Source organism: Microbispora sp. H10670 (assembly GCF_014161385.1).
In the GTDB taxonomy this organism is placed as follows: Bacteria; Actinomycetota; Actinomycetes; order Streptosporangiales; family Streptosporangiaceae; genus Microbispora; species Microbispora triticiradicis.
The window spans coordinates 13,591-27,333 of the sequence record NZ_JABBWW010000019.1 but is presented as its reverse complement, the minus strand read 5'-3'; the positions used below and the strand labels follow the sequence as shown (position 1 = coordinate 27,333).

The window sequence follows — 13,743 nt, the reverse complement described above, 5'->3', positions numbered from 1 at the left end:
CAGACGATCAGGAGCGAGTTTGGGCGGCCTCGACGAGGGCGTGGAACAAGGGGCCGTCCTCGTCGGCCTCGGGGTGCCACTGGACGGCGAGGGCGAACGCCGCGCCGGTGACCTCGACGGCCTCGATCGTGCCGTCGTCCGAGCGGGCGGTGACCTCCAGGCCGTCGGCCAGGCGGTCGATCGCCTGGTGGTGGTAGTGCGCCGGGGCCAGCTCCTCGTCGCCGTAGACCTTGGCCAGCGACGGCGAGAGCCGTACGGGGAGGCGGCCGAAGACCCCGGGGGCGGGGGAGTGGCCGGTGTGGTCCACGACCGCGGGAAGGTGCTGGTGGAGGGTGCCGCCGAGTGCCACGTTGAGCACCTGGAGGCCCCGGCAGATGCCCAGGAACGGCAGCCCGGCCGCCAGCGCGGTGCTCATCAGCCCGAACTCGGCATCGTCCCGAAATTTCCGGATGTAGCCGGTCTGCTCGGCCGGGACGGCCCCGTACCGCGCGGGGTCGATGTCGCCCCCGCCCGCGATGATCAGCCCGTCGAGACGGCCGGCCAGCGCGGCGGGCTCCCCGGCGGGCGGCAGGATGACCGGCTGCCCGCCCGCCCGCACGATGTGGTCGACGTACATGTACGGCAGCAGCGCCGCCGGCATGTCCCACACGGTGAACCTCGCCGGCTCCACGTAGCAGGTGACGCCGATGACCGGACGGGACATGCCCTGCCTCCCCCTCGTCTGACCACAGAAGACCTCCGCCGAGCCCCCTACAGCGGAGTGACGTACGCGCCGGAGATGCCGCCGTCGACCAGGAACTCCGAGGCGGTGATGAACGACGCGTCGTCGGAGGCGAGGAACGCGACCGCCGCGGCGATCTCCTCGGCCCGCGCGAAGCGCCCGATCGGCACGTGGACGAGGCGGCGCTGGGCGCGCTCGGGGTCCTTGGCGAACAGTTCCCGCAGCAGCGGGGTGTCCACCGGCCCGGGGCACAGCGCGTTCACCCGGATGCCCTCGCGGGCGAACTGGACGCCCAGCTCACGGCTCATCGCGAGCACCCCGCCCTTGGACGCGGTGTAGGAGATCTGCGAGGTGGCCGAGCCCATCACCGCGACGAACGACGCGGTGTTGATGATCGAGCCCCTGCCCTGCCTCCGCATGTACGGGATCACGTGCTTGCAGCACAGGTACACGCTGGTGAGGTTGACCTCCTGCACCCGCCGCCACGCGTCTATCCCGGTCTCCAGGATCGAGTCGTCGTCGGGCGGGGAGATGCCCGCGTTGTTGAACGCGATGTCGACGGCGCCGAACTCCTCGGACGCGGTCCGGTACATCCGGGCCACGTCGTCCTCGTTCGCCACGTCCACCCGGACGAACAGGCCGCCCACCTCGTCGGCGGCCTTGGCGCCGGCCGTCTCGTCGAGGTCGGCGACCACGACCTTCGCGCCCTCCTCGGCGAACCGGCGGGCCGTGGCCAGCCCGATGCCGCTGCCCGCCCCGGTGATGACGGCGACGCGGTCCTGCAAACGCTGCATTGATCTACTCCGTGGAGATGAAGACGTTCTTGGTCTCGGTGAACGCGGACAGGGCGTCGGGGCCGAGCTCGCGGCCCAGGCCCGACTGCTTGAAGCCGCCGAAGGGGGTCCAGTAGCGGACGCTGGAGTGCGAGTTGACCGACAGGTTGCCCGCCTCGACGGCCCGCGCCACGCGCAGCGCCCGGCCCACGTCGCGGGTCCAGATCGACCCCGACAGGCCGTACGCCGTGTCGTTGGCGATCCGCACCGCGTCGGCCTCGTCCTCGAACGGCACGACGGCGACCACCGGCCCGAAGATCTCCTCGGTGAAGGCCCGCCGGAAGGACTCCGAGGACGACCCGGCGAGCACCGTGGGCGGGAACCAGTAGCCCGGCCCGCTCGGGCACGACCCCCGCGCGTACACGTCCGCCTCGGTGACGAACGAGGCGACCCGCTCCCGGTGCTCGGCGCTGATCAGCGGGCCCATCTGCGACGCCGGGTCGCCCGGGTCCCCGACCTTCACCTCGCGTACGGCCTCGGTGAGCCGCGCGAGGAAGTCGTCGTGGACGGAACGCTGCACGAGGATGCGCGAGCGGGCGCAGCAGTCCTGTCCGGAGTTGTCGAAGACCGCCATCGGGGCCGACTCCGCCGCCCTGGCGAGGTCGGAGTCGGCGAAGACGATGTTGGCGCTCTTGCCGCCGAGCTCCAGCGTGACCCGCTTGACCTGCTCGGCGGCCTTGGCTCCGATGAGCTTCCCGACCTCGGTCGACCCGGTGAACACGATCTTCCGTACGTCCGGGTGTTCCACCAGCCGGGCTCCCGCGACCTCCCCCTCACCCGGGACGACCTGGAGCACGCCCTCGGGCAGCCCGGCCTCCAGGGCGAGCTCGGCCAGCCGCAGCGCGGTCAGCGGGGTCCACTCGGCGGGCTTCACGATCACCGTGTTGCCGGCGGCCAGGGCCGGGGCCACCCCCCAGGTCATGATGACCATCGGGAAGTTCCACGGCACGATGATCCCGACCACGCCCAGCGGCTCGGCGAACGTGACGTCCACCCCGCCCGGCACCGGGATCTGCCTGCCGTGGTCGCGCTCGGGCGCGCCCGCGTAGAAGTCGAGCACGTCGCGGACGTTGCCCGCCTCCCAGCGCGCGTTGCCGGCCGTGTGCCCCGCGCCGGTGATCTCCAGCCGTGCGAGCTCCTCGGCGTGCTCGTCCACGATCCGCGCGAAGCGGCGCAGCAGCCGCGCCCGGTCGCCCGGCGCGACCGCCCGCCAGGCGGGGAACGCGGCGCGCGCTCTTTCGACGGCGCGGTCCACCTCGGCGGCGTCCGCCATCTCGACCTCGGCGATCACTTCCTCGGTCGCCGGATTGACTATCTTCACAGCCGCTCGAACCCCCGATAGAGCTCCCAGTCGGTGACCGCCGCGTCGAAGGCGGCCAGTTCGACCCTCGCGTTGTTGGCGTAGTGCTCGACCACGTCCTTGCCGAACGCCTCCTCGGCGATGCGCGACCCCTCCCAGAGGGCCAGGGCGTCGCGGAGGGTGGCCGGCACCCGCTCGGCCGGGGAGTCGTAGGCGTTCCCGCCGAACGGCTCCTCCAGATCGAGCCCGGTGTCGACGCCGCGCAACCCGGCCGCGATCATCGCCGCGACCGCGAGGTACGGATTCACGTCGCCGCCCGGCACCCGGTTCTCCACCCGCAACGAGGACCCGTGGCCGACCAGCCGCATCGAGCAGGTGCGGTTGTCCACCCCCCACTTCACGGCCGTGGGCGCGAAGCTGCCGGGCACGAAGCGCTTGTAGGAGTTGACGTTGGGGGCGTAGGAGAGGGTGAGCTCGCGCAGCCCCGCGAGCTGGCCGGCAACGAACCGCCGCCCGGTCTCCGACAGCCCGTACGGCTCGTCGCCCGCCATGACCGGCCTGCCGTCGGCGTCCCGCAGCGAGAGGTGGATATGGCAGGAGTTGCCCTCGCGCTGGTTCGGCTTGGCCATGAAGGTGATCGACCTGCCCTCCTGGGCGGCGATCTCCTTGGCGCCGTTCTTGTAGAACACGTGGTTGTCGCAGGTGGTGAGCGCGTCGGCGTAACGGAAGGCGATCTCGTGCTGGCCGAGGTTGCACTCGCCCTTGGCGGACTCGACGTACAGCCCGGCGCCCTCCATGCCGAGCCTGATCCTGCGCAGCAGCGGCTCGATGCGGGAGGTGCCGAGCAGCGAGTAGTCGACGTTGTAGAGGTTGGCCGGAGTGAGGTCGCGGTAGCCCCGCTGCCAGGCCTGCTCGTAGCTGTCGTCGTAGACGACGAACTCCAGCTCGGTGCCGACCTGGGCGGTCCAGCCGCGTTCGGCGAGCCGGGCGAGCTGGCGGCGCAGGATCTGCCGGGGAGAGGCCACGACGTCCGAGCCGTCCTCCCACACCAGGTCGGCCAGCAGCAGCACGGTGCCCTCGTGCCACGGCACCCGGCGCAGCGTCGACAGGTCGGGCCGCATCACGAAGTCGCCGTAGCCGCGCTCCCAGGACGACATGGCGTAACCGTCCACGGTGTTCATGTCGACGTCCACGGCGAGCAGGTAGTTGCACCCCTCCGCGGCGTGGTCCAGCACCTCCTCCAGGAAGTAGCGCGCGGACAGCCGCTTGCCCTGCAGTCGTCCCTGCATGTCGGTGACGGCGAGCAGGACCGTGTCGACCCGGCCCGCCTCGACATCGTCGCGAAGTCGTTCCACGGCGAGCACGACGCCTCCCGTCCAAATGTCTAGAATCAGACCATTGAAGGCATGCAAGCACCCTGCTCCCCTCGTCGTCAACAACACGCGGGACTAACCTCGATCGTGTGGCGGGCCATCGCCGCGCGGAGGACCCGGTGGACACGCCGCTGTTCACGCGGGACGCGCGGGGGATACGGCGGGACGCGCGGGCACGGCGTGTCAGGGCGGAGAAGGGGCGGAGGGACGGCGAGGCATGGACAGCACCCCGGCGCGGGCGCCCGCCCCCCGGCCCGCCCCCGAGCCGCGCCCGGCCTCCGCGCCGCGGGCCGCCGTACGGCAGGACTCCAAGGCCGGGGACAGGGCGGCGGACGGCGCGCTCACGGGCGGGGTGTCGCTGCTGCGGCCGGTGCGGGCGGGCAACGCGTTCGAGGAGACCGTCGAGCGCCTGCTCCAGGCCATCAAGCTGGGTGTCGTCGCGCACGGGGAGAAGCTGCCGCCCGAGCGGGAGCTCGCGAACCGGCTCGGCATCAGCAGGGTCACCCTTCGTGAGGCGATCCGCGCCCTGCAGGAAGCCGGTTACCTCGACGTACGGCGCGGCAGGTACGGCGGCGCGTTCGTCGTCTACCGCCCGCCGCGCCCCCGCAAGGGCGACCTGCGCAGGGCGCTCACCCGGATGGGCGAGGACGAGCTAGAAGACGCCCTGACGTTCCGGATGGCCGTGGAGTGCGGGGCGGCCCGGGTCCTCGCGACGACCGAGCTGACCCCGGACCGGCGGGAGACCCTGAACGCCCGGCTGGCCGGGGTGAACGACGCCGCCCCGGCCGACTACCGCCGCAGGGACATCGCCTTCCACCTCGCCATCGGGGAGCTCACCGGCTCCCCGCTGCTGGCCGCCGCGTGCGCGGACGCCCGGCTGCGGGTCACCGACCTGCTCGACGCGATCCCCGTGCTGGGTCCGAACATCGAGCACGCGGCGGTGCAGCACGCCGCCATCGCCGCCGCGATCCTGGACGGCGACCCCGAGGCGGCGGGCCGGGCGGTGGCCGAGCACCTGGAGGGGACGGCCGCGCTCCTGCGCGGCTTCCTCGCCTGAGCCCCGCGTAAGCGCCGCCTGGGACCGCGTGAGCACTGCCCGAGCACCGCGTGAGCGCTGCCTGAGCGCCGCGTGAAGCGCTGCCTGAGCGCCGCCGGGTCCGGCGCGCACCGCATGACCGTTGCCCGACCACTGCGATGCGGGCCGTAGCATCGGGGACCAGGGGATGGATAGCCGTATGGCCGACTGGTTTCGCGAACGCGTCGTCGACGCGCACCGTTTGCCGTTGTTCTGCTTCTTCGTGGCGCTGATCACGGCGTTCCTGTGCACGCGGGTCAACGTCCGGCTGATCAGGGCCAGGACGCGGTGGTTCGGCAACGTCAGCGTCGGCGAGATGCACATCCACCACGTCGTCTTCGGGGTGGTGCTCACCCTGCTCGGCGGGGTGGCCGGGCTGGTCCTGTCGGGCGTCTCCCAGGGGTGGTACTCGTTCAGTTCGGCCGTCTTCGGCGTGGGCGCGGCCCTCGTGCTCGACGAGTTCGCGCTGATCCTGCACCTGCGGGACGTCTACTGGCAGGAGGAGGGCCGCACCTCGGTCGACGCGGTCTTCGTGGCGATCGCCGCCACCGGCCTGCTCCTGTTCGGGCTGCACCCGCTCGGCTGGGACGGCGGGACCGCCCCCGCCTTCCTCGTGGTCAACCTCGTCTTCGCCGTGATCACCCTGCTCAAGGGGAAGATCTGGAGCGGCCTGCTGGGGCTGTTCGTGCCGCCGTCGCTGTACGTGGGGGCGGTGCGGGTGGCCCGCCCCGGCTCGCCGTGGGCCCGCTGGTTCTACTCGGAGCGGGCGCGGCGCCCCCGGCCCCGCCTCATGGCCAAGGCGATCCACCGGGAGGAGCGCTGGCGCCGGCCGGTCATCCGGGTGAAGATCGCCATCCAGGAGTTCGTCTCCGGCCGTCACGACCTTCCCGCGCCCGCGTCGCCCGTACGGCGCCACCGGCGGCGGGCGGTGGCCCCGCGTCCCCGGCGGGGGACGGAGCGGGCCGGGCGGCACTGGCGGTCGGGCCGCCCCCGGGCCCGCTGAGCGTCCGGGAGCCCCCTTGAGCGCCCGGGAACCCGCTGCGTCCGGGAACGAGGGTCCGCTGATCGGACGAAAAGAATTTCGTCGGATTCTGTGGGTATTTCAGCTTATGTAAAAGCTGGCGGGGGGCGGGAGGGTCGGCATGGAGTCTCGCGGGCGATTCGTGTTCCGGAAAATGGCGGCGCAACTCAAACAGGAGGCGGCGTTGCTCACCGGCGACCGCCTGATGGCCGCCGAGGCGCGCACCGAGGAGGCCGAGGCCTCCCTGTGCCTCACCTGGTACGAGATCATGGACACCATCAGGGACATCCGGCTGCTCTACGGCGTAGGAGGCTGAGGGGTCGCTCGCCGGCGCGGCCCGAGGTCACGGGCCGGCCGGGTGCGCCGGCCAGAGACGCGGAATCTCCGCGCGCACCGGCCTTTCCGGTGCGTTAGGGTCCCCGGAAGATCGCACGGTGGGCTCTCGCGGAGGAGATTGCGGTGGCGACGGACGGCGACGACGACGGTTCACCCGCTCCGCCGCGCAAGGCGTCACTGGGGGACCGGGCCGCCTGGCGGGTGCTGCTCGACCAGGTCCGGCCGCATCGGCGGACGCTCCTGCTGGGCGGCCTGCTCAGCCTCGCCGGCAGCCTCGCCGGGCTCGCGATGCCGCTGATGGCCAAGCGGGTGATCGACGCGTTCGGCGCGGGCGGCACGATGACCGGGCCGGTGCTCGGCCTCTCGGCCGCGGTCATGGCGGGTGCGCTGGTCGCGGCGGCGGGGCGCTTCCTCCTCGAACGCATGGGCGAGACCATCGTGCTCGCCTCGCGCCGGACCCTGGTGGACCGCATCCTGCGGCTCAGGGTGCCCGAGGTGGACCGGCTCAGTCCCGGCGACCTGCTGTCGCGCGTCGGCTCCGACACCACCCTGCTGCGGGCCGTCTGCACGGACGCGCTGGCGTCGCTGGTCGGAGGCGCGTTCACGTTCCTCGGCGCGGCGGTGATGATGGCGATCATGGACGGCCTGCTGCTCGGGGTCACCCTGGCCGTCGTCGCCCTGGTCGCGGTCATGGGCGTGGTGATCGCCCCGCGCATCCGACGGGCCTCGCTGCGGGCCCAGGAGGCGCTGGGCGAGATGGGCTCGATGCTCGACCGGGCGCTTCAGGCGTTCCGTACGGTCAAGGCCAGCGGCGCGGAGGCCCGCGAGACCGCGGTGGTGACCGCGGCGGCCACCGAGGCGCGCGACCGCGGGGTGGCCGCCGCCGGGTGGACGTCGCTGGCCGGGGTCGGCGCGTGGACGTCCATCCAGCTCGCCTTCCTCGCGGTGCTGGGAGTGGGCGGCGCCCGGGTCGCGTCGGGGGAGATGGAGATCTCCGCGCTGATCGCGTTCCTCATGTACCTGTTCTACCTGGTCTCCCCGATCGGGCAGATCATCCAGAGCCTCACCCAGATGCAGAACGGCCTGGCCGCGGTCACGCGCATCCAGGAGATCGCCCTGCTGCCCGCGGAGCCGGTCGCCGCGCCCGCCCCGGCGGCGGGCGGCGCGCCCGTCGGGGTCACGTTCACGGACGTCGTCTTCCGGTACGACGAGGACCGGCCGGTCGTGCACCACGGCGTGACCTTCGAGGTGCCGGCGGGCGGCATGACCGCGCTGGTCGGGCCCTCAGGCGCGGGCAAGTCGACGGTGTTCGGCCTCATCGAGCGGTTCTACGAGGCCAGCGAGGGCACCGTCGCGGTCGGCGGGCGCGACATCCGCGACTGGCCGCTCGGCGAGCTGCGGGCCATGCTCGGGTACGTCGAGCAGGACGCCCCCGTTCTCGCCGGGACGCTGCGGGAGAACCTGGTCTTCGGCGCGCCGGAGGCGACCGGCGAGGAGATCGCCCGGGCCCTGGCCCGCACCCGCCTCGACGACCTGGTCGAGCGGCTGCCCGAGGGGCTGGATACGCCGGTCGGCCACCGCGGGGTCCTGCTGTCGGGCGGGGAGCGGCAGCGGGTGGCCATCGCCAGGGCGCTGCTGCGCCGGCCGAGGCTGCTGCTGCTCGACGAGGCGACGTCCCAGCTCGACGCCGTCAACGAGTTGCGGCTGCGGGAGGTCGTGGCGGAGGTGGCGCGGGAGACGACGGTCCTGGTGATCGCCCACCGCCTGTCCACGGTGACCGGAGCCGACCGGATCGTGGTGATGGAGGCCGGGCGTGTGCGGGCCTGGGGCACCCACGACGAGCTCGTCGCGGCCGACGCGCTCTACCGGGAGCTCGCCGCCACGCAGTTCCTCGTGGCGACCTGACCGGCGACCGGCGGGCCCGCGCCGACGGGCCGCCGGACGGGCGATCGGACGGGTGATGGGGAACCGTGAGCAGCCCTTACACCTGACCACAGCTTCTTTCGACCGGGAGCCGGGAAGGCAGGAGGTGCGTTACCTCTCCTTCACCACCGCCCCGGACGCCGGGGGCAACGCGCGTGCGGGCGCGCCCGGTGGCCGGGCCGGAGGCGGGGCGCCCCGGTCAGTGGGCCGGGGCGCCCCGCCACGTTCCAGAGCGGTCCACCGGAAACGCGGGCCGGGCCGGCGTGCGCGGGGCGGGACGGCGGCGACCCGGCGTGGCGACCTAAGGTAGTGCTCCATGCGACCCACGGCTTTGATCACCGGCGCCTCGCGCGGTATCGGCGCGGCGATCGCCCGCGCCCTCGCCCCCACGTACGACCTGCTGCTCGGCGGCCGGGACGGCACGGCGCTCGACGCGATGTGCCACGAGCTGCCCGGGTCCCGTCCCTGGGCGGTGGAGCTCACCGACCTGACCCCCGCCGAGGTGGAGGGGGTGGAACGGCTCGACCTGCTGGTGCACAGCGCGGGGATCGCCAGGCTCGGCCACCTCGCCGACACGCCGGTCGAGGTGTGGCGCAGGACGCTGGAGGTCAACGTCGTCGCGGTCGCCGAGCTGACCAGGTTGCTGCTGCCCGCCCTCCGGGCGGCCCGAGGGCACGTCGTGCTGATCAACTCCGGCGCGGGGCAGCGGGCCAACCCCAACTGGGGCTCCTACGCCGCGAGCAAGTTCGCCCTCCGCGCGTACGGTGACGTGCTGCGCGAGGAGGAGCACGCGAACGGCGTGCGGGTCACCTCGATCTTCCCCGGCCGGGTGGCCACGGACATGCAAAGGGACGTGCGCGAGCAGGAGGGTGAGCCGTACGAGCCGGGAAGGTACCTGGAGGCGGAGTCGGTGGCGCGCGCCGTGCTGACCGCGGTGACGGCCACCCCGGACGCGCATGTCACCGAGATCACCGTGCGGCCGGCGGCGGGACCGACCCGCTGACGGCCCGTCGGACCGGCCGTGGCGCCAGCCACGCCGCCCAGCTGGAGGACCGGTGCACGTGACTTACTGGTGCGAGATGGCGTGGCTGCCGCCCGGCGAGGTCGTGGAGAGCGTCGCGGTGGCGATCGAGGGCTCCCGCATCGGGGACGTCCGGCCGGGTGTGCCGCCTCCGCCGGGCGCCGAGCGGCTGGCCGGGCTGACCCTGCCCGGTCTGGCCAACTGCCACTCGCACGCCTTCCACCGTGCCCTGCGCGGCCACACCCAGACGGGCCGGGGCGACTTCTGGAGCTGGCGGGAGCGGATGTACGCGGTCGCCGAGACGCTCGACCCGGACCGCTACCTCGCGCTGGCCACCGCGACGTACGCGGAGATGGCGCTCGCCGGGATCACCGCCGTGGCCGAGTTCCACTACCTGCACCACGGCCCCGGGGGCACGCCGTACGCGGACCCGAACGCGATGGGCGAGGCGCTGGTCGAGGCGGCCAGGCGGGCCGGTCTGCGCATCGCCCTGCTGGACGCCTGTTACCTGACCGGCGGCATCGGCGACGCGCTCACCGGTGCCCAGGTGCGGTTCGGCGACGGGGACGCCGAGCGCTGGGCGGCCAGGGCCGAGGCACTGGCGCGGGCGCACGAGGGGGCGCGGGACGTGGAGATCGGCGCGGCCATCCACTCCGTGCGCGCGGTGCCTCCCGAGCAGATGCACGTCGTCGTCGACTTCGCCCACCGGCACACCGGCCCGCTGCACGTCCACGTGTCCGAGCAGCGGGCCGAGAACGAGGCGTGCGTGGAGGCGTACGCGGCGACACCGGTGCAGGTGCTGCACGACCACGGCGCGCTCGGGCCGCGCTCGACCGCGGTGCACGCCACCCACCTGTCCGACGTGGACGTGGCGCTGCTGGGCGGTTCGACCAGCCACGTGTGCATGTGCCCCACCACCGAGCGGGACCTCGCCGACGGCGTGGGCCCCGCCCGCCGGCTCCTGGACGCCGGCTCGCCCGTCACGCTGGGCAGCGACAGCCAGGCGGTCATCGACCTGTTCGAGGAGGCGCGGGCGGTGGAGCTGGACGAGCGGCTGGTCACGGGGGAGCGCGGCCACTGGCCGCCCGCCGACCTCCTGCACGCCGCTACAGCCGCCGGGCAGGCGTCCCTGGGCTTCCCCGACGCGGGGTGCCTGGTGCCCGGCGCGTGGGCCGACCTCGTCTCCGTACGGCTCGACTCGGTCCGCACGGCGGGGGCGACGAGGGCGTCGGCGGCGGCGTCGGTGGTCTTCGCGGCGACGGCCGCCGACGTGCACTCGGTGGTGTCCGGCGGGCGGCGCGTCGTGACGGACGGGCGGCACGTCCTCGGCGACGCGGGCGCGCTGCTGCGCGAGGCGCTCGCCCCGCTCGTCCCCTGACCGGCGCCGCGGCCGGCCCGGGGCGCGCGGGCGCCGTGCTCGGCCCCGAATAGGGGATTCCAGGCGGGCCCGGCGGGTTTGCGCGGCGCGGGGCCTGGCGAGGATCAGGAGACGTGTGGCCGAGCGACGCGACTTCCACGGTGTTCACCGAGATCGGACTGCTGTTCACGGGAGATCCCGAACGAGAGGAGATCCGGGACGCCGCGCTGGTCGCGGAGAAGGGGGTGGTCCGCTGGATCGGGCCCACGGCCGGCGCACCGCCCGCCGACGAGCGGGTCGGCGTCGAGGGACGCGCCGTCATCCCGGGGTTCGTCGACAGTCACGCCCATCTGGTGTTCGCGGGCGACCGCACCGCGGAGTTCGCCGCGCGGATGGCGGGCCGGCCCTACACGGCGGGCGGAATCCGCGCCACCGTCGCCGCGACCCGGGCGGCCACCATCCCCGAGCTCGTCTCCACGACCGCGCTGCTGGTCTCGGAGATGACGATGCAGGGCACGACGACCTTCGAGATCAAGAGCGGGTACGGCCTCACCGTCGAGGACGAGCGGCGCAGCCTGGAGATCGCCCGGCAGTTCACCGAGGAGACCACGTTCCTGGGCGCGCACGTCGTCCCGCCGGAGACCACCGCCGACGAGTACGTCGAGCTGGTGACCGGCCCGATGCTGGAGGCGTGCGCGCCGTACGCCAGGTGGGTGGACGTGTTCTGCGAGCGCGGCGCGTTCGGCGAGGAGCACGCGAGGCGGGTGCTCGCGGCGGGCCGCGAGGCCGGGCTCCAGGTCAGGGTGCACGCCAACCAGCTGGGGGAGGGGCCGGGCGTGCGGCTGGCCTGTGAGATGGGGGCGGCGTCGGCCGACCACTGCACCTTCCTCGGCGACGCCGACGTGGACGCGCTCGCGTCCTCCGGGGTGGTCGCCACGCTGCTGCCGGGAGCGGAGTTCTCCACCAGGTCGCCGTACCCCGACGCGCGGCGGCTGCTCGACGCGGGGGTCGCCGTGGCGCTGGCCACCGACTGCAACCCGGGGTCGTCGTTCACCACGTCGATGCCGTTCTGCATCGCCCTGGCCGTCCGGGAGATGGGCATGACGCCGCTGGAGGCCGTACGGGCGGCCACCCGCGGGGGTGCCCGGGCGCTGCGGCGCACCGATGTCGGCACCCTGTGCGTGGGCGGCCGCGCGGACCTCGTCATCCTGGAGGCGCCCTCGTACGTCCACCTGGCGTACCGGCCCGGCGTGCCGCTGGTGGCACAGGTGTGGCGAGGGGGACGCCGCCTTGTTTAGACCCGGGACACCTGGGTAAACGGCTTTTTTCCCGGCCCCGCATCCTCCTTGGGGAGGAACTGGAAACCATTCCCCGGTCGTATTCATTTGGGGAATCTTTGCCATGGACCGGCCGTTGACCGGGTCAGGAGCAGGAAGCCGGGGGCCACGCCGAACGGGGCGGACGTGTCCGGTCACCGGCTCACATATTGCATATCGTGGCGGCGGAACGAGGTGCCATCGTATGGCGACGGGGAATCGGACGCAGGAGCAGCAGATCGCTGACCGGGATCTGCTGGGGACGTATCTGGCCGAGATCGGCCGCGTTCCGTTGCTGACCGCGGACCAGGAGGTCGAGCTCGCCAAGCGGATCGAGGCGGGGTTGTTCGCCGAGCAGTTGCTCGACGGCGGGAGGGCCGAGCCCAAGATCGCGGACGCGACCGACGAGGAGCTCGAGCGCCTCGCCGTTTCGGGGCGGCGGGCGAAGGACGAGTTCATCCAGGCCAACCTGCGTCTCGTGGTCGCCGTGGCGAGGAAGTACTCGGGGCGGGGGATGCCCCTGATCGACCTGGTCCAGGAGGGCAACCTCGGGCTGGTCCGGGCGGTGGAGAAGTTCGACTACCGCCGGGGGTACAAGTTCTCGACCTACGCCACCTGGTGGATCCGGCAGTCGGTCGGCCGTTCCATCCACGAGCAGGCGCGGCCGGTGCGGCTGCCCACCCACGCGGGCGAGCAGATGACCCGGCTCATGCGGGTCCGCAGGGACATGCTGGCCGAGTTCGACGCCGAGCCGACCGACGCCGACCTCGCCGAGGTGCTCGACCTGCCGATCGAGCGCGTGCAGGAGCTGCGCCGCTGGGCGTCCGACCCCGTCTCGCTCCAGCTCGGGGTGGGCGACGAGGACGAGACCGAGCTGGGCGACATGATCGCCGACGAGACCTGGGCCGACCCTGAGCAGCAGGCCATGGCCACGCTGGAGAAGGAGCGCCTGGAGCAGTGGCTGACCGGCCTGGAGGGCCAGATCCGCGACATGCTCCGCTGGCGGTACGGCCTGGTGGACGGCCGCGAGCACACCCTCACCGAGGTGGGTGAGCGTTACGGCATCGGCCGTGACCGCGCCCGGCGCATCGAGCGCGACGCGCTGACGCGGCTGCGGAAGATGGCCAGCGCCGCCTGACGACCTGGCCATACCGGGGTGGCCCGGCGGGTGGCCCGGGCGGCCCCTGAAGCGGCTCGGTGAACCCCGGCGGCACCCTTAGCGGCCGGCGTGCCGCCCACGACGACGCGCACCCCCCAGGGGTGCGCGTTTTGTCGTTCCCAGCACGTCCGAAACTTGGCCGAAACACGGGATGGGCGAGTTTCACACATGTGAAACACGCATGGTCATGAGCTGAAACGGCGGAAGAACACGCTTTCGCCAACGTCAGTGAGCCAGCCGGCCGAGGAAGCCCGGGACGACGCCACTGAGGGAGTGATAACCGGCCACACGCCAAATGTAAGGAGGGC

The 13,743-nt window shown here is 73.1% G+C and carries 12 protein-coding genes; 8 read left to right on the top strand and 4 right to left on the bottom strand.

The window, feature by feature from the left end; all coding sequences use genetic code 11:
• Positions 1-7: 7 nt before the first annotated feature.
• From HHX33_RS24140 to HHX33_RS24125, 4 genes are read right to left on the bottom strand one after another with little or no spacing between them, the layout of a single operon-like run.
• Positions 8-703 carry a gamma-glutamyl-gamma-aminobutyrate hydrolase family protein gene (locus HHX33_RS24140; protein ID WP_182876619.1) on the bottom strand — a complete coding sequence of 232 codons (696 nt, stop codon included), beginning with the start codon at positions 701-703 and terminating at the stop codon, positions 8-10.
• A 47-nt stretch (positions 704-750) separates the two neighbouring features.
• Positions 751-1,515 carry a 3-oxoacyl-ACP reductase gene (locus HHX33_RS24135; RefSeq protein WP_182876618.1) on the bottom strand — a complete coding sequence of 255 codons (765 nt, stop codon included), beginning with the start codon at positions 1,513-1,515 and terminating at the stop codon, positions 751-753.
• Between the two features lie 4 nt (positions 1,516-1,519).
• Positions 1,520-2,827: an aldehyde dehydrogenase family protein gene (locus tag HHX33_RS24130; protein WP_259402819.1), complete on the bottom strand. Its 1,308-nt coding sequence runs from the start codon at positions 2,825-2,827 to the stop codon at positions 1,520-1,522.
• A 44-nt stretch (positions 2,828-2,871) separates the two neighbouring features.
• The gene (locus HHX33_RS24125) at positions 2,872-4,209 is read right to left on the bottom strand and encodes a glutamine synthetase family protein (protein WP_182876699.1); all 1,338 of its coding nucleotides are present in this window, start codon (positions 4,207-4,209) and stop codon (positions 2,872-2,874) included.
• A gap of 235 nt (positions 4,210-4,444) precedes the next feature.
• On the opposite strand from HHX33_RS24125, the gene HHX33_RS24120 reads away from it, so the two are divergent.
• The 8 genes from HHX33_RS24120 (at position 4,445) to HHX33_RS24085 (ending at position 13,414) form a co-directional block, all read left to right on the top strand.
• A complete protein-coding gene (locus tag HHX33_RS24120; protein WP_182876617.1) occupies positions 4,445-5,284 on the top strand; it encodes a FadR/GntR family transcriptional regulator in 840 nt (279 codons plus the stop codon).
• A 178-nt stretch (positions 5,285-5,462) separates the two neighbouring features.
• Positions 5,463-6,305, top strand: coding sequence for a hypothetical protein (locus HHX33_RS24115; RefSeq protein ID WP_182876616.1), 843 nt, complete (start codon positions 5,463-5,465; stop codon positions 6,303-6,305).
• Between the two features lie 172 nt (positions 6,306-6,477).
• Positions 6,478-6,639, top strand: coding sequence for a hypothetical protein (locus HHX33_RS24110; RefSeq protein ID WP_165900921.1), 162 nt, complete (start codon positions 6,478-6,480; stop codon positions 6,637-6,639).
• A gap of 143 nt (positions 6,640-6,782) precedes the next feature.
• Entirely contained in the window at positions 6,783-8,564 is a 1,782-nt protein-coding gene (locus HHX33_RS24105; protein WP_310741501.1) for an ABC transporter ATP-binding protein, read from the top strand.
• 334 nt (positions 8,565-8,898) lie between these two features.
• Positions 8,899-9,585 carry an SDR family oxidoreductase gene (locus HHX33_RS24100; protein WP_182876615.1) on the top strand — a complete coding sequence of 229 codons (687 nt, stop codon included), beginning with the start codon at positions 8,899-8,901 and terminating at the stop codon, positions 9,583-9,585.
• Positions 9,586-9,637: 52 nt separating this feature from the next.
• The gene (locus HHX33_RS24095) at positions 9,638-10,981 is read left to right on the top strand and encodes a formimidoylglutamate deiminase (protein WP_310741500.1); all 1,344 of its coding nucleotides are present in this window, start codon (positions 9,638-9,640) and stop codon (positions 10,979-10,981) included.
• Positions 10,982-11,121: 140 nt separating this feature from the next.
• Positions 11,122-12,258, top strand: a complete 1,137-nt coding sequence (hutI, locus tag HHX33_RS24090; RefSeq protein WP_310741499.1) for an imidazolonepropionase — start codon at positions 11,122-11,124, stop codon at positions 12,256-12,258.
• Positions 12,259-12,481: 223 nt separating this feature from the next.
• Positions 12,482-13,414 carry a sigma-70 family RNA polymerase sigma factor gene (locus HHX33_RS24085; protein WP_111699521.1) on the top strand — a complete coding sequence of 311 codons (933 nt, stop codon included), beginning with the start codon at positions 12,482-12,484 and terminating at the stop codon, positions 13,412-13,414.
• Positions 13,415-13,743 lie beyond the last annotated feature (329 nt).

Excerpts from the sequence above, each read along its gene's own strand:
- HHX33_RS24140 (WP_182876619.1), bottom strand. The coding sequence starts at position 703 with ATGTCCCGTCCGGTCATCGGCGTCACCTGCTACGTGGAGCCGGCGAGG.
- HHX33_RS24135 (WP_182876618.1), bottom strand. The coding sequence starts at position 1,515 with ATGCAGCGTTTGCAGGACCGCGTCGCCGTCATCACCGGGGCGGGCAGC.
- HHX33_RS24130 (WP_259402819.1), bottom strand. The coding sequence starts at position 2,827 with ATGGCGGACGCCGCCGAGGTGGACCGCGCCGTCGAAAGAGCGCGCGCC.
- HHX33_RS24120 (WP_182876617.1), top strand. The coding sequence starts at position 4,445 with ATGGACAGCACCCCGGCGCGGGCGCCCGCCCCCCGGCCCGCCCCCGAG.
- HHX33_RS24115 (WP_182876616.1), top strand. The coding sequence starts at position 5,463 with ATGGCCGACTGGTTTCGCGAACGCGTCGTCGACGCGCACCGTTTGCCG.
- HHX33_RS24110 (WP_165900921.1), top strand. The coding sequence starts at position 6,478 with ATGGCGGCGCAACTCAAACAGGAGGCGGCGTTGCTCACCGGCGACCGC.
- HHX33_RS24100 (WP_182876615.1), top strand. The coding sequence starts at position 8,899 with ATGCGACCCACGGCTTTGATCACCGGCGCCTCGCGCGGTATCGGCGCG.
- HHX33_RS24085 (WP_111699521.1), top strand. The coding sequence starts at position 12,482 with ATGGCGACGGGGAATCGGACGCAGGAGCAGCAGATCGCTGACCGGGAT.